Consider the following 15,818-nt stretch of genomic DNA (forward strand, 5'->3'; position numbering starts at 1 on the left):
AGCCGGGCAGAACGATGGAAGCGAAAGCTTGCCGGCTTGATATTTGCGACGAATGAGGTTTGTTGCGGAACAACGAATTATTTGCCTGATTGGCAATAAACAGCCCATCCGTTTCAACGCGCGCTATTAGAGCCGTCAGACAAGAGGAAAACTCGATGACCGTTTCTCCAGACCCAAGCGACCAGGCTGATCTCGTATCAATCACCGCCGACATCGTTTCCGCCTACGTTTCGAACAATCCGCTGCCGGTCGGCGAGTTGTCGAAGTTGATCGGGGATGTCTATGTCGCTTTGCAAGGGATCGGCAGACCTGTGGCTGCGACCGCAGCCAAGCTGGAGCCGGCGGTGTCGATCAAGAAGTCAGTGTCACCTGATTTCATCATATGCCTGGAAGACGGGAAAAAGTTCAAATCCTTGAAGCGGCATATCGGAACGCATTACAATCTGAGTCCGGACGAATACCGGCAGAAATGGAACCTGCCCTCCGACTATCCGATGGTAGCGCCGAACTACGCGGCCACCCGCTCGGCCCTGGCGAAATCAATAGGCCTGGGACGCAAGGCGGCAGCGCCAGAAACAGCTGCGGCAGAAAAACCAAAACGAGCTGCTCGCGCGGCAGCAGCGACAACAGCCGCAAGGGCAGTCAAGTCGCCGGTGAAGAAGGCGCGCAAGACACCCGTCAAAGCGTAGCGTGCTGCAGCTGGCGGACGTGCCACGCTGTAGGACCTGAACCATGGCGAAGCCCCGCCTTGCGCGGGGCTGCGTGTTTAGTCGGATCACTGTGCGGTGCGGCGGGACCAGATGAGCGACAACTCGCCCTCGGTGGCGGTCTCGACCAGGCTCGCATAGATCGGAGCGGGGAAGCTCGGATCGTCGAGCTTGACCGAGTGGTAGTCGCGGCCCTCGCGCGAGGTCTTCTTCCATGCCGCCCCGAACTCGATGGCGCCGGCGAAGATGCGGAAGTCCGGACCTTTTTCATTGTCGCCTTCGGCTGGCGTGAACGTCACCGACTTGACGTTGAGGTTCAGGGTTTTGACTGAGCCGGAGAAGCCGTTCGCGGTGCGGGAGAATGTGCCGATCGTCGCCATTGTGATGGTTCCTTCTGTTTCTCGGGCCGCGCCTATCGCGGCCTCGATGGTGGTCTTGAGACCGGGGGCGATCGGGCCGCACCCAAAGCAGCTGAAACGAAGTGGAAGACGGCGCCGCGAGACTTTCTTGGGCCGCGAGGAATGGACGCAAACCGGGGTCCCCGCCAGGTGTGCCGGGTGGGGTGGTACGGCCAGGGGAAGAAAACGAAGCGCCGTCGTTGCGGGAAGACGATCGAGGTTGAGCCAAGCGAAAACGGTCTTCGGTCAGACCCAATCCATTCGAGGGCGCCATGGGCGTAGCTAGGATGGACAGACAGTCACAACGGCGACCGCGATCAGTCACCCGCTTCCCAGCCCTGTCATGAGCGCTTTGGCGGTCAATACAGCTAACCCACACCTCAACCATGAGAATGATGATGCCGCTCCAGGTACCCGCGCCAAGATGGCCGGCGAGCGGAGCTGGGCCGCGCCGTGAAGCTGGGCGGACCGGATCAGTTCAGTTCAGTTCAGGAGGTGGGTGACGCGCTCCATTGCGAGTGGGCGGCCACGCTCTGGTACAGATTGTATTTGTGCGAGCGATGGCCAAAGCCATTTCTCCATCGGCGGCTCATTTGCCTTATGCTTCGTCAATGATCCGAAATCCGCGTTCCAGACTGCAATCCTATGCTGCTTGACCCTATATTGATCAGCGATCTTGCCCCAAGGCATCCATTCCAAACGGCACAACGCGCCACTTGCTGACGCAGTGCGCCGATGTACGAACGTCTCGATATTTTGGGGCCGACAGCGGAATGGCGGCTTTTGGCGTCCGAAGAACGATAGCGGACGTTCAGCGGGTGGGTCCGGCCGCAGCAAACTTGAACTGGCCATTCGCAACCCCGTAAACAGTCTCCATGACAGCGAGGCGCTGGCGGGACGTTCGGCGTAGCAAGTTTTGCGCTCGCTACCTACGCAAATTGGGCGTATCGTGGCATATCGTCTGTTGCTAATAAATGAGCCGGCGACTGAGAGCGCAAGACTCTCGCATCGGACTAGGCGCGCTAGGTTCCACAACTACTCGTCGCGCTCACCAGACCATCTGCCTCTGCTGAAACCTCTTTTCCTCGGTTCCGGCCAGTATTGCTTTTGCCAATCGGAAGAGGAGCGTTCTGATGCAGATCATCCAAACCCGCCGCCGGTTCCTAGCCGGCGCTGCAATGGCAGGCGCTGCCGGTATCGTCGGTGTTCCAGGGTCACTCCACGCGGAACCGCCGTTGGAAACGACCACGGTTCGTCTGCCGCTGTGGGTCGGTAGTTCCTACTGTTGGGCAGGTGCGTACATCGCCGGAGAACTGATGCGCGCCGAGGGTCTTACCGATGTCCGCTACATAGAAGGCGACAGAAGCGTCAACCAATCGGTATGGATCGCACGCGGTGAGACCGATTTCTCCGTGAACTTTGCGCCGAACCAGGTCGCGTCGATCGCCGCCGGCGTGCCGATCAAGGTGCTGACCGGCTTGCACTCGGGATGCCTCGAACTGATCGCCAAGGAGAGCATTCGCAGCGTCACGGATCTGCGGGGCAAGAGAGTGGGCGTGAACGGTTTCAACAACTCGCGGCACGTGTGGCTGTCCCTCATGTCCGCTTATGTCGGACTCGATCCAGTGAACGATATCCAATGGGTCTTGACTAACGACGTCAAGCCGACGGAACTCTTCGTCGAAGGGAAGATCGACGCATTCCTCGGGACGCCGCCCCAGCCGCAGGAGCTGCGCGCCAAGAAGATCGGCCACACGATCCTCAACAATGCCGTCGACCGCCCGTGGTCGCAGTATTTCTGCTGCATGATCTCGGCCACGACGGACTATGTGACAAGATACCCGGTGGCGACCAAGCGGGTCTTGCGATCCATCCTCAAGGCCGCCGACCTCTGCGTGTCAGATCCCGAAAGTGTGGCCCAGCAGATGGTCGATCGCGATTTTGAGACCAGCTATGACTACGCGCTCCAAACTCTGAAGGACATTCGGTACGACCGCTGGCGGGAATTCGATCCCGAAGACTCCTTGCGGTTCTACGCACTGCGCATGCAGGAGACCGGCATGATCAGGTCCAGCCCACAACAGATCATCGCCAACGGAACGGACTGGCGCTTCCTCGACGAGTTGAAGCGTGAGCTGAAAACCTGATCCCATCTGGTCTCGAGGGGAGACGTAGACATGCAAATCATTCAGAGCCGCAGGCGCTTCCTGGCCGGCCTGACGGCTGCCGGCACCGCAAGCCTCGTCGGCGCTCCAACTCGAGTTCTTGCCGAGCCAGGGCCGGAGACCACACGCATTCGCTTGGCCAAGATCCCTAGCATCTGCGTGGCGCCACAGTATGTTGTAGAGGACCTGCTGCGCGCTGAGGGCTTCACCGAGGTTGCCTATGTCGCGGCAGGCCCCGGTGCGGCCACGGCCTCCGCGGTGGCGAATGGCGAGATCGACTTTAGCCTCAACTTCGTGACAAATTCGATCGTCGCCTTGGACTCCGGTGCGCGGCTCACTCTGCTCGGGGGCGTCCATCCCGGTTGCTTCGAGCTGTTTGCCAAGCACGGGATCGACAGCGTCGTCGATCTGAAAGGCCGGAACGTCGGCGTCCAGGGGCTCGGTTCGGGGCCGCATCTGTTCCTCGCCAGCATCGCCGCCTATGTCGGGCTCGATCCGGCGCGCGACATCAACTGGGTGGTGGACCCGGCGGTCAAGCCCAAGGAGCTGTTCGCGCGGGGCGAAATCGATGCATTCCTGGGCTTTCCGCCGGACCCGCAGGAATTGCGGCGCAGCAAGGTCGGGCACGTGATCGTCAACAGCACAGTGGACCGACCTTGGTCGCAATATTTTTGCTGCATGCTGTCCGGCAACAGCGATTTTGTGGCCGCGCATCCGGTTGCTACCAAGCGGGTGCTGCGCGCCATCCTCAAGGCCGCGGATCTATGCACCGCCGCGCCGGCCTTGGTTGCCGAGCGCTTGGTCGCGGGCGGATTCGCCAGCCGCTACGATGACGCGTTCGCAGCGATCAGCGAGTTGCCCTACCGGAAATGGCGGGACTACGATTCAACTGACACCGTCCGCTTCTATGCGCTGCGGCTGAAGGAAATCGGTTTGATCGGGTCCACACCCGACAGGATCATCGCCAACGGAACAGACTGGCGCTTCCTCAATGAGCTAAAGCGAGAGCTGAAGACGTAGACCTATCGCCAATACGCGTTGCCTTTTCAAGGGAAGGAGAGACTCGTGCAGATTGTCCAGAACCGTCGCCGTTTCCTTACAGGCCTGTCTGCGCTCGCAGCCGCGGGTCTTGCAAAGGGCCGCTACGCGGCCGCCGCCGAAGCGGCACCTGAAACCACGACCGCCCGCTTTGCGGCGGCGCCTGGTATCTGCATCGCTCCGCAGTACGTCGCCGAGGATCTGATCCGCGCAGAGGGGTTCTCAGATTTCGGCTTCGTGGCCGCCGAGGCCGGTATCGCCCAGACCGAGATGCTGGCGCGCGGGGACATCGACTTCGGCATTGACTTTGCCACGGCCCTAATCATTCCGGTCGACACTGGCGCACCGATCAAGGTGATCTCCGGAGTGCATGTCGGCTGCTACGAGTTGTTCGGACGCGAGGACATCAAGAGCATCGCGGATCTCAAGGGCCGCAAGGTCGGCGTCGGCGGCAATCTATCGTCGGATCCACATATCTTCGTCAGCGCCATGGCGACCTATGTCGGCCTCGATCCGCAACGCGACATCGAATGGATCGTCGGCGAGGCAAAGCCGGCGGAGCTCTTCGCCGATGGCAAGGTCGACGCCTTCCTGGCTTTTCCGCCTGAGGCTCAAGACCTCCGCGCCCGCAAAGTCGGCCACGTCATCCTCGACAGTTCCAAGGACCGACCGTGGTCGCAATATTACTGCTGCATGCTGGCGGTCAACGCCGCGTATGCCGAGAAAAATCCAGCCGCCACCAAGCGGGTCATCCGGGCGATCATCAAATCGGCCGACATCTGCGCGGCTGAACCGGAACGGGTGGCACGCCTTCTGGTGGATCGCGGACACACCGAACAATACGACTACGCTTTGCAGTCGCTCCGCGAGCTCCCATACTCTAACTGGCGCGACTTCGATCCCGAGGACACGATGAGGTTCTTCTCGCTGCGGCTGCATGAAGCCGGGATTGTCAAGTCGAGCCCAAACGAGATCATCGCGAACGGCACGGATTGGCGCTTTTTCAACGAGGTCAAGCGCGAGATGAAAGGCTGAGTCTGCTCGTGCCGAGGGAGAGGAGACGTGACATGGAGATTGTCCAGAGCCGCCGCCACTTCATGATGGGCCTGTCGGCGGTCGGCGCCGCGGGTCTCGTCAAAGTGCCGACATCGGCTCATGCCGAGCCGGCGCCAGAGACCACGACAGTGCGTTTGCCAAGGACGTTCCGCGCCCTTTGCGAAACACCCAAGAATATCGCCGGGGAGTTATTGCGGGCCGAAGGGTTCACCGATGTACGCTACATAGACTTGGCCGCCGACTCCGATCCGTTCGCGATGCTCGCAAACGGCGAACTGGATTTCGCCACCGACTTTCCGCCACCGCACATCATGGCGATCGAGGCCGGCATGCCGATAAAGGTGGTCACCGGCCTGCACTCCGGCTGCCTCGAACTGATCGTCAACGAAAGCATTAACAGCATCTCCGACCTCAAGGGCAAGAGGGTGGGCGTGTTCGCGCTGACGTCAGCTCCGCACATGCTCGTAACCCTCATGGCCGCCTATGTCGGTCTCGATCCCGCCACCGATCTCAAGTGGGTCGCGAACCCGGATGTCAGCTCGATGCAACTATTTAACGAAGGAAAGGTCGATGCCTTTCTGGCGGTGCCACCCGAGCCGCAGGAGCAGCGCGCCCGGAACGTCGGCCACACAATCCTTAATACGACCGTCGACCGGCCATGGTCGCAACACTACTGCTGCATGCTTGCCGGCCGCGCGGACTATGTCGACAGACACCCGGTGGCGACCAAACGCGTGCTGCGAGCCATCCTCAAGGGCGCCGACATCTGCGTGTCGGATCCGCAACTGGCTGCGCAACTATCGGTCGACGGCAAGTTCACCGATCGATACGACTATGCATTGGAGGGCTTGCGAGGAGCGCGCTACGACGTGTGGCGGGAGTTCGACCCCGAAGACACGATGCGCTTCTACGCACTGCGGATGAACGAAGTCGGCTTCATTGAGGCCGGCCCTAACAAGATTATCGCCAACGGCACGGATTGGCGCCTCCTCAACGAGATCAAGCGCGAGATGAAAACGTGAGCGAGTGGCCGGCGCGCATCTTGGTGCTGGCGCTGATGGCCGGGCCGGCACACGCGCACGACGCGCGGCACGACGAGCGCCTGCCGACGATCGGACAGGCGCCGGACTTTACCTTGGTATCGCAGGATAGTGTGCGCGTGTCGCTGCACGACTTTCGCGGCAAGGTGGTCGCCGTCTCATTCATCTATACGCACTGTACCGACGTCTGCCCCATGCTGACCGCCCATATGGCCAGCGTGCAGGAGGAGTTGGGTAATGCGTTCGGACCCCAAATCGCCTTCGTTTCGATCACCGTCGACCCGGAGCGCGACACCCCCGATGTTTTGAAGGAATATGCACAGAATTTTGGCGCCGATCTGAAGGGCTGGTCGTTTCTTACCGGTGATCCGGCGATTGTCCATGAGGTTGGACGGAAATACGGCGTCATCGCGAAGAAAACGGTGAACGGAGATGTCGACCATACCTTGCTGACGTCGCTCGTAGACCCCAATGGCATCTTGCGAGTACAGTATCTTGGCGTCCGGTTCGACTTGGAGGAGTTCCGGGATGACCTTGTCAGCCTCTTGGACGAATCCAAATAGCATAACGAACCGGCTCGTTGGCTGGGTTGCCCGGCTGCCGGCGCGCGTCCAGACCAAGCTCTTGATCGCGTTCCTGTCGATCGTCGGCCTGCTGATCGTGCTCGGGGCCGTCGGGTTGCAGGTGCTGAGTGGGGTCAACGATCAGACCAACGAGCTGATCAAGCTGCAGCGCAGGATCGCGGCCTATCGCCAGGTGCAGCACGATACGACCACCCAGCTCTACGGCATCTCCACCGCCCTGTTGCTTCAGGACAACCGGATGCTGGATGGGGCGCTGCGCCAGCTCAACCAGTTTGGCTATGACCTCGACCGCATGGAGTTCGTCGCTGAAACTGAGGCGGAGGTGCTGGGCCAGGTCCGACAGGAATACGAACGGCTCGCGGCCGGCGTGACGCGTGTCGCGGAGCTCTTCCGCGCCGGTCGCACGGACGAAGCGCGCAAGGTTCAGCTGGACGAGATCATGCCGTCGGCCGACCGCCTCGAGCGGCTGACGAACCAGTTGGTCAACATGGCCGAAGCCGACATGGTCGTGGCCATCGAAGCGAGCGAGGGGGCGTACGGCACCTCCCAACTGGTCGTGGTTGCTTTCGCTGTGGGCAGCATCCTGCTCGCGCTTGCGCTTGGCTACATAATCTCATGGTCGTTGATCGAACCGGTCAAGAAGATCGAGACGCGTCTCAGTCAAATAGCGGCCGGCGACTTCGCCCAACACGTTGCCGTCGCCAATCGCGACGAACTTGGAGTGCTCGCCGCTAACGTCAACCAGACCTCCGACCAGCTGGGGCGCCTATATCAGGAGATTGAGACGCGCACCCAGCAGCTCGACGAGGCCCTTCAGCAGCAGACAGCCACTGCAGATGTTCTGAAGGTCATCAGCCGCTCTACCTTCGATCTACAGGTCGTGCTCGATACGTTGGTGGAATCGGCTGTCAGGCTCTGCCGTGCCGACAAGGGTGGTATCGTGCAGTTGTTGGATGGCGTATTCCGCTATGTGTCGACGCATGGCTACCCGCCCAGTTTCCGCGCTTATGTCGACGCCAATCCACTTCCAGCGCTTGCCGCAGGCCGAGGCTCCGCCGTAGGGCGCGTAATCGAAGAACGTCGGATCGTGCAAATCGAAGACGTGACCGCTGATCCGGACTACCGCGTGGCCCTGATCGCTGAGGCAGGCGGGTTCCGCACCGTCCTCGCTGCCCCGCTGTTGCGGGAGGGTGATCTCGTAGGCGTATTCGTCATGACCCGGGTTGAGCCGCAATCTTTCAATCCCAAGGAGATCGCGCTCGTCGAGACATTCGCCGACCAGGCGGTGATCGCCATCGAGAATGCGCGGCTCTTCGAGGCGGTGCAGTCACGAACGCGCGAGCTTGCCGCGTCTGTTGGTGAGCTCGAGGCGCTTGGTGAGGTGAGCAAGGCGGTCAATTCGACGCTGGATCTCGACACGGTGCTGAAAACAATCGTCGCCAAAGCGGTCCAGTTGTCGGAGACGGATGCTGGCACCATCTACGTGTTCAGCAGCACGCGGCAGCAATTCCGTCCGCGCGCAAACTTCGGTATGAGCGATGAGCTTATCGCCGCAGTCTCACACCAGACGATCGGGCTGGCCGACATGGGGATCGGCGACGCACCCGGGCGCTGCATGCCGGTGCAGTTTCCCGACCTCGGCCAGGAGACCTCATCCTTCCTTGTAAGAAAGACGATCGTCGATGCCGGATATCGCGGTATCCTGATCGTTCCGCTGCTGAGGCCCAACAAGATCGTAGGTGCACTGGTCGTCAGGCGCCACAAGCCAGGTGCCTTCCATGAGCAAGTCGTCCACCTGCTGGAGACCTTCGCAGCCCAATCGGTGCTCGCGATCCAGAATGCCATGCTGTTCCGCGAGATCGAGGAGAAAGGCCGGGAGCTGGAGACCGCCAGCCGCCACAAGTCCCAGTTCCTCGCGAATATGAGCCACGAGCTCAGAACACCGCTCAATTCGGTCTTGGGCTTCACAGAACTGCTGGTCGACGGCATCTACGGCGAACTTCCGGACAAGGCAAAGACGACCGTCGCGCGTGTGCAGGCAAACGGCCGTCATCTCCTCGGGCTCATCAACGACGTACTCGACCTTTCGAAGATCGAAGCCGGTCAGCTCACGCTGGCGATCGAGGACTACTCCGTCGCGCAGATTGTTCGATTAACCGTTACGGCTGTCGAGCCGCTGGCACGAGCGAAGGGTCTTGAGCTTTCAACGACTGTTGCCGAAAACCTTCCAATCGGCCGCGGGGACGAACGCCGTTTGATGCAGGTCCTGCTCAATCTTGCAGGCAATGCCGTCAAGTTCACCGAAACGGGTGCGGTCGACATTCTTGCCGGCGCGGTAGACGGACATTTCGAGATCACCGTCCGGGATACAGGTCCCGGCATCGCGTCCAAGGACCAGGGTCTCATCTTCGAAGAATTCCAGCAGGTCGACAACAGCAGCACCAGGCAGAAGGGTGGCACAGGTCTCGGCCTGGCGATCACAAAGCGCATCGTCGAAATGCATGGTGGGACCATAGACGTCGAGTCCGTGCTCGGGTCAGGATCGACATTCCGGCTGAAGATACCAATCCGGGTGAATGAGGAAGTGAGGGCCGCATGAGCAAACGAATCCTGATGGTGGAAGACACCGAGGACAACCGGCAGATCATCCGCGATCTCATCGCCACCACCGAATACGAGTTGATCGAGGCGGCGGACGGTGCCGCCGGCGTCGCTGCTGCTGCGGCCGAGAAGCCAGACCTGATCCTCATGGACATTCAGCTGCCGGTAATCGACGGGTATGAAGCGGCCCGCCGTATAAAGGCCGATCCGGCGCTGCGGCACATCCCGATCATTGCCGTCACATCCTATGCATTGTCGGGCGACGAGGCGAAGGCCCTTGCTGCAGGGTGCGATGGCTACATTGCCAAGCCATTCAGTCCGCGCCAGCTGCTCGCCGAGATTCGTCAGTTCCTTTCCTGAGGGGAGACGGTACCTTGCACGATCCGCCTCGCATTCTCGCGGTCGACGATACCCCGGAGAACCTTGAGATCCTTCGCATGCGGCTCGAGGCGAATGGCTACGAAGTGGTGACTGCCGCGGATGGTGAAGAGGGGCTTGGTAAGGCCCGCGATCTCACGCCGGATCTGATCCTGCTCGACATCATGATGCCGAAGCTCGACGGCATCAGCGTGGTGCGTATGCTGAAGCAGGATCTCTCGCTGCGATCGATCCCGGTCATTCTTGTCACCGCGAAAGCCGACACGCGCGATGTGGTCGAGGGGCTGGACGCCGGGGGCGATGACTATTTGACAAAGCCCTTCGAGCACCAGGCGCTGTTGGCGCGGGTGCGCTCGATGCTGCGCCAGAAGGCGCTTCACGATACCGTCGCAAGCCAAGCCGTGCAGCTTTCCGATTGGAACCGCTCGCTCGAGCAGACCCTGGCGGAGCAGGTGATCGAGATCGAGCGAATGGGCCGGCTCCGGCGTTTCCTGCCCGAGCAAGTCGCCGACCTCATCCTTGCGGCGGGAAATGGCGACACGCTTCTGCAAAGTCACCGTCGCGACGTGACCGTCGTTTTCTGCGATCTACGCGGCTTTACAGCCTTCGCCGAGACTGCCGAACCTGAGGAGGTGATGGCGGTTCTTGGCGAATACCACGCCTGTCTTGGTGAACAAATCGTCCGCTACGAGGGAACTCTTGAGCGATTCGTGGGCGACGGTATCGTCGTCGTTTTCAACGATCCACTGCCCTGCGCCGACCATACGGAGAGAGCCGTCCGCATGGCTGCGGCGATGCGTGATGCGATTGACGAGCATTCAGAGCAATGGCGCAAGCGCGATCACTTGCTCGGCTTCGGAATCGGCATCGCCCGAGGCCATGCAACCATCGGGCGGATCGGTTTCGATCAGCGCGCCGATTATGCAGTGATAGGCACAGTGTCGAACCACGCCGCCCGATTATGCGAGGAAGCCAGGCCAGGCCAGATTCTCGTCAGCCAGCGGGTCGTTGGTGCCGTCGAATCCCTGGTTGAGTCCGTCGCCGTTGGCGAACTGACGCTGAAGGGCTTTCGCCGACCGATGCCTGCCTATGAAATTGTGCGGTGGATCGGCCGGCCCAGCTAGGGATCACTGTGCCTAATGAGATAGATCGCCTCCTGCGCTGAATGGGCCATACAATGATGCGGGCAGCTAGACCGATCAGCGATCGGACGGCCTTTGAGCTCCATGGCCGTTGCTCCCTATTCGCCTCGCTCGGGGAAACTTCCCAACGTCAGCTCGCAAGGCACGTTACAGATACCTGGTTGGCTTCTTTCAAGCCCGGTCGCCACAAGGCGCGACAGGAGTTTCCGGAAGTCCAGCCCAACCTATGAACAGCGCCTGGACAAGATGGCCGTAGCGGATGGGTGCAGCGTCTGTGGCGCAAGCCAGCCCTCTGCCAACGCGAACTTTGGACCCGATCCAGTCGTCACGTGGGATGAACTCGAACGTCTCGAATTGGTTCGAGAAGGCGCCTTTTGGCAACTACCCGACGATCCGTTTTGTCAGCGCCCTGGAAGGTACGAGGGTTCCGTAAAGGGCTTGGCCCTGGCTGAGAGCATTGCCCTCGCCACGAACGTTGACAAGGCGTATGGTCGTTAATCGTTGGCTGAAAGCGTTCTTGGCCAGCGACTGAAGAACGACAAGACTCCCGCCTTTATACAGGGCGTGCTCCAACTCGCGATTACTCGGCGCGCTCACGCATTGTCCGTCCTCTATTGGGGTCATTTGGTTGATTCCTAGGGATGATCAATTTGCCAAAGGAGCGTCCCGATGAAGCTAATGCAGAATCGTCGCACATTCCTGACCGGCCTGTCGGCGATCGGCGGTGCCGGGCTCTTCAATGTTCGCACATCCAGTGCGGCCGGGGAGCCTGCTCTGGAAACGACAACCGTCCGCTTGGGGCAGTGGGTCGGAGGCGCTTACTGTTGGGCGTCCATCTACCTTGCCGGAGAACTTCTGCGCGCCGACGGTTTCACCGATATCCAATATGTCGAAGGCGACACCCACGTCGACAATTCCAAGTGGCTCTCCGCCGGCCTGATCGATTTCGACATGAACATGCCGTCGATGCACATTAGGTCCATCGACGCCGGCGTGCCGGTCAAAGTGCTGATCGGCGTGCATTCCGGCTGCTTCGAACTGATCGGCAACGACAGCGTCCGCAGCATCAGGGATCTGCGGGGCAAGCGCGTCGGGGGAGGGTCGGTGGAGTCGCATCCTCACATCCTGACGGCCCTCATGGCCAACTATGTCGGGCTTGATCCGGTGCACGATATCGAGTGGGTGGAGGGAGAACAGGCCCCCATGCAAATGTTCATCGACGGCAAGGTCGATGCCTACATGGCAGGTCCGCCCGAACCGCAGATCCTGCACGCCCGGAAGATCGGCCATACGATCGTCAACAACGGGACCGACCGCCCGTGGTCGCAATACTTTTGCTGCATGGTTGCCGGCAATGCGGACTACGTGAGCAGATACCCGGTCGCGACGAAGCGGGTGTTGCGCGCCATTCTCAAATCCGCTGACCTGTGCGCTTCTGATCCGTCGTTGGCGGCACAGCAGCTCGTCGACCGAGGCTTTCTACCCAACTATGACGAAGCGCTTGGGACGCTGAACGGTGCTCAGCACGACAAGTGGCGCGTGTTCGACGCCGAAGACAGCGTGCGCTTCTATGCGCTGCGCATGCAGGAGACCGGCATGATCAAGTCGAGCCCGCAACAAATCCTGTCCAACGGAACGGACTGGCGTTTCCTCGAGGAGCTCAAACGCGAGTTGAAGGCCTGAGACCCTAGCAGACGCAGTCACGCCTTGGCGCTGGTCATAGCGCGGGCGAGTGAGCACGACGCGCCGAAGGACGAGCGCCTGCCGACAATCGGAATGGCTCAGGACATCACGTTGACATCGCGGGACGGGACGCGCGTGTCGCTGCGCGATTTTCGCGGCGACCAACGCGGCCCGATGGTGGCAGCAACCAGCCTGCAGATATTAGTTGTCTCTGGAGGACTGCTGTTTCGTGGGAGCAGCCGTTTCCATCAACAGCAACCACACGGCAACAAATGTCGCAAACGTGAGCGCCATTCCGCTGGCGACCTCCATCTTGGCCGCAACGACGGTGCTAGCCGTTCTCGACTGCGGCACTGCGTTGGTCGCTTGCTCCAGGAGGCGACATTCCGGTGTTATCAGAACGTTCGTGATTCGGGGCCTACCTACCGAAAATCGCACACTTCATCGAATCTGCGGCTGGGGTTTGGGAAGGAGAGCGTCATGATTGGCCCGCCGCTGCCTCGTGTGGGACAATTGGCGGCGCCGCAACCCACGCCCTCTGGCACTCGGCATTGCGCTGATTGAGGGACAACATGCTGCGCGTCGCATCCGACCGGCTGAGGCCGGTCATGGCACCACGTCGATCAGCGCCGGAATTCCGCTGAAGACATGATAGACGGTCCAGGACCGATCCGCCTCGACGCGGCGGCCATATTGACGGTCCGCGAAGTCGCGTCCCGATGTCCCACCCTCATTTTCCCAGACCGCAAGCCCGGCGGCGTTGCACTGCCGATCGGTTTCGTTGCTACGGGCACTCATGGCGTTGGCCTTTCCTCATTGATCGCTTCCGTGGCCAGAACGCCGGAATAGAGCGTTGCGCCCTTCGCGTCGGCGATCGTCATGGCGTCCGGCCGCTGCGGCATGTTCAAGGTTTTGGCCAAAAGCCTGGCGATCTCGAGCGCATGGTCGAGGTTGGCCGCTTGCGCCGTCTCGCGCCCGACCACGGCATGCGCATCGTCCGAGGTTCGGGTGCGATAGAATTCGATCACGATCTTCATCGTCATCCGTGCCCGTGTCGCTACGTCAGTTCTTGCCCTTGCCGCGCCGGGCATTGATATCGGCTGCAACTCTGGTGTGGGCGCCGAATACGCTTTCAGGCTTGGGCGGGACCTTCTCCTGCGTCGGGTTCCCGATCTTCCGGCTAAACCATTTCTGTCCCTTTGACACGTTCGAAGATCCTTTCGATGAGCGTTGTGCTGTCACCGGGCGAAGTGTCGACCGGTTCGAGACTGTCCTGCATCGCCACCCGTTCATGAAGTTCGACGTCGCTGCGGATGCGGTACTGCAGCGAATTTCCGCTCGGCGGGAGCCTTGCTGTGACGCGGTAGATTTCCGCGGCCTTTGGAAACGTGCCGATGCCGCTCTTCAGCCGGACAGCTTGTCCGACGGCAAAGAGATGCGTTGCGGCTTCGCGGCGGACTGGGCGTGCGTTGCGTTGCATCAGGGTTGTGGTTCTCATGATTGTCTCTCGTCCAGCTCCAGCGAGGCTTGAAGCAATGCCGGTTCGATCGGCACCATCTGCTGCGTAGCACCGCTCGCGGTGATCGCCGGAGGTGAATGAAGGTGGCCACGCGGCGCCATGCGATCTGGGAAGTCCCTTCGAGGGCCTCCTCGTCATGGTCAACCCGATACTCTCCGGGCGGTTGCGGTGTATCAAAGCCGGGCAGCGAAAACGCCGACTTGAAGCGAACGACTGTATTTGTGGTGCGGCTGGTCATGAATTGCGGCTTTCCGCGGAAACGGGCGGCTGCGCCTTTCCGTATCAGTCCCACTCGAACCGCCGGGACGATGCCCGACGCTGCCAGTACATCCGTGGTCAGCGTCGGTTTCATTCCAGGATCCGAACGGAACGAGATGTGCGCCGGACCGGCGCATGCACTCATTTTCGAGAATTCGGTGGTGAATGGCGGGGCTCTGACACAAAGCCAACTCGACCCAAATCAACAAGTTTTACCTATGCGCCTCAATTGAGTTCCAAACAAGGTCGCGGCCTCCTTTATTTGATCTTTGAAATAATAACCCGCATCCGCGAAATTCAAGCCGGCACAAAGTTTTCCTCACATCCGAACGAATTTCTGGCGTCTCGAATTATATCATTCGAATTCTTGGCCATTGGCCAGAAATAATTCTGGCACTCCTATCTATCGAGTGCCAACGCGCCTATATCAGGGGTAGCGGCCGCCTATGCTGGCCCCAGAAAGAAGTTCCCCATGAAATTCCGGCCACTCCACGATCGCGTCGTCATTCGCCGCGCCGAAGGCGACACCAAATCCAAGGGCGGCATCATCATTCCCGACAATACCAAGGAGAAACCACAGGAAGGCGAAGTGATCGCCGTCGGCCCGGGCGGACGCGACGAGAATGGCGCGCTTGTTCCGCTCGACGTCAAGGCCGGCGACCTGATCCTGTTCGGCAAATGGTCGGGCACGGAGGTCAAGATCTACGGCGAGGACCTTCTGATCATGAAGGAGGCCGACATCATGGGCGTCATCGACAAAGCTGTCGAAGCCAAGAAGGCCGCCTGACTGGAGCGGCGCGTGTCCCTCAAGGCGCGCAAAGGTCGCTCCAGTATTTGAAAGAACAAGCGCAGCGCGTTCCGCGCGGCGACCGTTCCACTCCAAATTCGACGGGATAAAAAATGTCTGCCAAGGAAATCAAATTCTCCACCGACGCCCGCGACCGCATGCTGCGCGGCGTCGAAATCCTCAACAACGCCGTCAAGGTGACGCTCGGCCCCAAGGGCCGCAACGTCATCATCGACAAGGCCTACGGCGCGCCGCGCATCACCAAGGACGGGGTGACGGTGGCCAAGGAAATCGAACTTTCCGACAAGTTCGAAAACATGGGCGCGCAGATGGTGCGCGAAGTGGCCTCGAAAACCAACGACCTCGCCGGCGACGGTACCACCACCGCCACGGTGCTTGCCGCTTCCATCCTGCGCGAGGGCGCCAAATTCGTTGCCGCCGGCATGAACCCGATGGACCTCA

General features: G+C 60.6%; 16 protein-coding genes and 1 pseudogene. 12 read left to right on the forward strand and 5 right to left on the reverse strand.

What is annotated here, in order from left to right:
• The first annotated feature begins 155 nt into the window (after positions 1-155).
• Entirely contained in the window at positions 156-689 is a 534-nt protein-coding gene (locus NKH33_RS28090) for a Ros/MucR family transcriptional regulator (RefSeq protein ID WP_352542837.1), read from the forward strand.
• 86 nt (positions 690-775) lie between these two features.
• On the opposite strand, the gene NKH33_RS28095 is transcribed toward NKH33_RS28090, so the two are convergent.
• Complete coding sequence (locus NKH33_RS28095) at positions 776-1,087, reverse strand: DUF736 domain-containing protein (RefSeq protein ID WP_352922510.1); 312 nt, start codon at positions 1,085-1,087, stop codon at positions 776-778.
• A 1,151-nt stretch (positions 1,088-2,238) separates the two neighbouring features.
• On the opposite strand from NKH33_RS28095, the gene NKH33_RS28100 reads away from it, so the two are divergent.
• From NKH33_RS28100 to NKH33_RS28140, 9 genes are all read left to right on the forward strand, one after another.
• A complete protein-coding gene (locus tag NKH33_RS28100; protein WP_352542839.1) occupies positions 2,239-3,252 on the forward strand; it encodes an ABC transporter substrate-binding protein in 1,014 nt (337 codons plus the stop codon).
• Between the two features lie 30 nt (positions 3,253-3,282).
• Positions 3,283-4,290, forward strand: coding sequence for an ABC transporter substrate-binding protein (locus NKH33_RS28105; RefSeq protein WP_352542840.1), 1,008 nt, complete (start codon positions 3,283-3,285; stop codon positions 4,288-4,290).
• 45 nt (positions 4,291-4,335) lie between these two features.
• On the forward strand, positions 4,336-5,343 hold the full coding sequence (locus NKH33_RS28110) for an ABC transporter substrate-binding protein (RefSeq protein WP_352922513.1): 1,008 nt from the start codon (positions 4,336-4,338) through the stop codon (positions 5,341-5,343).
• 32 nt (positions 5,344-5,375) lie between these two features.
• A complete protein-coding gene (locus NKH33_RS28115; protein ID WP_352922516.1) occupies positions 5,376-6,386 on the forward strand; it encodes an ABC transporter substrate-binding protein in 1,011 nt (336 codons plus the stop codon).
• On the forward strand, positions 6,383-6,967 hold the full coding sequence (locus tag NKH33_RS28120) for an SCO family protein (protein WP_352819248.1): 585 nt from the start codon (positions 6,383-6,385) through the stop codon (positions 6,965-6,967). Before NKH33_RS28115 ends, NKH33_RS28120 begins: the two co-directional genes overlap by 4 nt.
• On the forward strand, positions 6,933-9,587 hold the full coding sequence (locus NKH33_RS28125) for a GAF domain-containing protein (RefSeq protein WP_352922518.1): 2,655 nt from the start codon (positions 6,933-6,935) through the stop codon (positions 9,585-9,587). Before NKH33_RS28120 ends, NKH33_RS28125 begins: the two co-directional genes overlap by 35 nt.
• A complete protein-coding gene (locus tag NKH33_RS28130; protein ID WP_352748615.1) occupies positions 9,584-9,949 on the forward strand; it encodes a response regulator in 366 nt (121 codons plus the stop codon). The genes NKH33_RS28125 and NKH33_RS28130 overlap by 4 nt, the downstream gene beginning before the upstream one ends.
• A 14-nt stretch (positions 9,950-9,963) precedes the next feature.
• Entirely contained in the window at positions 9,964-11,091 is a 1,128-nt protein-coding gene (locus NKH33_RS28135) for an adenylate/guanylate cyclase domain-containing protein (protein ID WP_352922520.1), read from the forward strand.
• 687 nt (positions 11,092-11,778) lie between these two features.
• Entirely contained in the window at positions 11,779-12,792 is a 1,014-nt protein-coding gene (locus NKH33_RS28140) for an ABC transporter substrate-binding protein (protein ID WP_352922522.1), read from the forward strand.
• Between the two features lie 606 nt (positions 12,793-13,398).
• Here the strand turns inward: NKH33_RS28140 and NKH33_RS28145 are convergent.
• The 4 genes and pseudogenes from NKH33_RS28145 to NKH33_RS28160 all read right to left on the reverse strand — a co-directional run bounded on the left by NKH33_RS28145 (position 13,399) and on the right by NKH33_RS28160 (position 14,549).
• Positions 13,399-13,590, reverse strand: a complete 192-nt coding sequence (locus NKH33_RS28145) for a hypothetical protein (RefSeq protein ID WP_352542958.1) — start codon at positions 13,588-13,590, stop codon at positions 13,399-13,401.
• Complete coding sequence (locus tag NKH33_RS28150; protein ID WP_352542957.1) at positions 13,587-13,829, reverse strand: hypothetical protein; 243 nt, start codon at positions 13,827-13,829, stop codon at positions 13,587-13,589. Before NKH33_RS28150 ends, NKH33_RS28145 begins: the two co-directional genes overlap by 4 nt.
• A 143-nt stretch (positions 13,830-13,972) precedes the next feature.
• Entirely contained in the window at positions 13,973-14,290 is a 318-nt protein-coding gene (locus NKH33_RS28155; RefSeq protein WP_352542956.1) for a hypothetical protein, read from the reverse strand.
• Positions 14,287-14,549, reverse strand: a pseudogene (locus NKH33_RS28160) (hypothetical protein). The gene NKH33_RS28155 and the pseudogene NKH33_RS28160 overlap by 4 nt, the downstream one beginning before the upstream one ends.
• A gap of 492 nt (positions 14,550-15,041) precedes the next feature.
• On the opposite strand from NKH33_RS28160, the gene NKH33_RS28165 reads away from it, so the two are divergent.
• Both NKH33_RS28165 and NKH33_RS28170 read left to right on the forward strand, forming a co-directional pair.
• Positions 15,042-15,356 carry a co-chaperone GroES gene (locus NKH33_RS28165; protein WP_352922526.1) on the forward strand — a complete coding sequence of 105 codons (315 nt, stop codon included), beginning with the start codon at positions 15,042-15,044 and terminating at the stop codon, positions 15,354-15,356.
• Between the two features lie 113 nt (positions 15,357-15,469).
• On the forward strand, positions 15,470-15,818 hold a 349-nt coding region (locus tag NKH33_RS28170; RefSeq protein ID WP_352922529.1), incomplete at its 3' end, for a TCP-1/cpn60 chaperonin family protein.

The organism is Mesorhizobium sp. M1182 (assembly GCF_040318335.1).
Lineage (GTDB): Bacteria > Pseudomonadota > Alphaproteobacteria > Rhizobiales > Rhizobiaceae > Mesorhizobium.

What these genes read in the sequence shown, in the direction of transcription:
- NKH33_RS28105 (WP_352542840.1), top strand. Translation starts at nt 3,283, where the DNA reads ATGCAAATCATTCAGAGCCGCAGGCGCTTCCTGGCCGGCCTGACGGCT.
- NKH33_RS28115 (WP_352922516.1), top strand. Translation starts at nt 5,376, where the DNA reads ATGGAGATTGTCCAGAGCCGCCGCCACTTCATGATGGGCCTGTCGGCG.
- NKH33_RS28145 (WP_352542958.1), bottom strand. Translation starts at nt 13,590, where the DNA reads ATGAGTGCCCGTAGCAACGAAACCGATCGGCAGTGCAACGCCGCCGGG.
- NKH33_RS28125 (WP_352922518.1), top strand. Translation starts at nt 6,933, where the DNA reads ATGACCTTGTCAGCCTCTTGGACGAATCCAAATAGCATAACGAACCGG.
- NKH33_RS28090 (WP_352542837.1), top strand. Translation starts at nt 156, where the DNA reads ATGACCGTTTCTCCAGACCCAAGCGACCAGGCTGATCTCGTATCAATC.
- NKH33_RS28095 (WP_352922510.1), bottom strand. Translation starts at nt 1,087, where the DNA reads ATGGCGACGATCGGCACATTCTCCCGCACCGCGAACGGCTTCTCCGGC.
- NKH33_RS28155 (WP_352542956.1), bottom strand. Translation starts at nt 14,290, where the DNA reads ATGAGAACCACAACCCTGATGCAACGCAACGCACGCCCAGTCCGCCGC.
- NKH33_RS28165 (WP_352922526.1), top strand. Translation starts at nt 15,042, where the DNA reads ATGAAATTCCGGCCACTCCACGATCGCGTCGTCATTCGCCGCGCCGAA.
- NKH33_RS28140 (WP_352922522.1), top strand. Translation starts at nt 11,779, where the DNA reads ATGAAGCTAATGCAGAATCGTCGCACATTCCTGACCGGCCTGTCGGCG.
- NKH33_RS28150 (WP_352542957.1), bottom strand. Translation starts at nt 13,829, where the DNA reads ATGAAGATCGTGATCGAATTCTATCGCACCCGAACCTCGGACGATGCG.
- NKH33_RS28130 (WP_352748615.1), top strand. Translation starts at nt 9,584, where the DNA reads ATGAGCAAACGAATCCTGATGGTGGAAGACACCGAGGACAACCGGCAG.
- NKH33_RS28100 (WP_352542839.1), top strand. Translation starts at nt 2,239, where the DNA reads ATGCAGATCATCCAAACCCGCCGCCGGTTCCTAGCCGGCGCTGCAATG.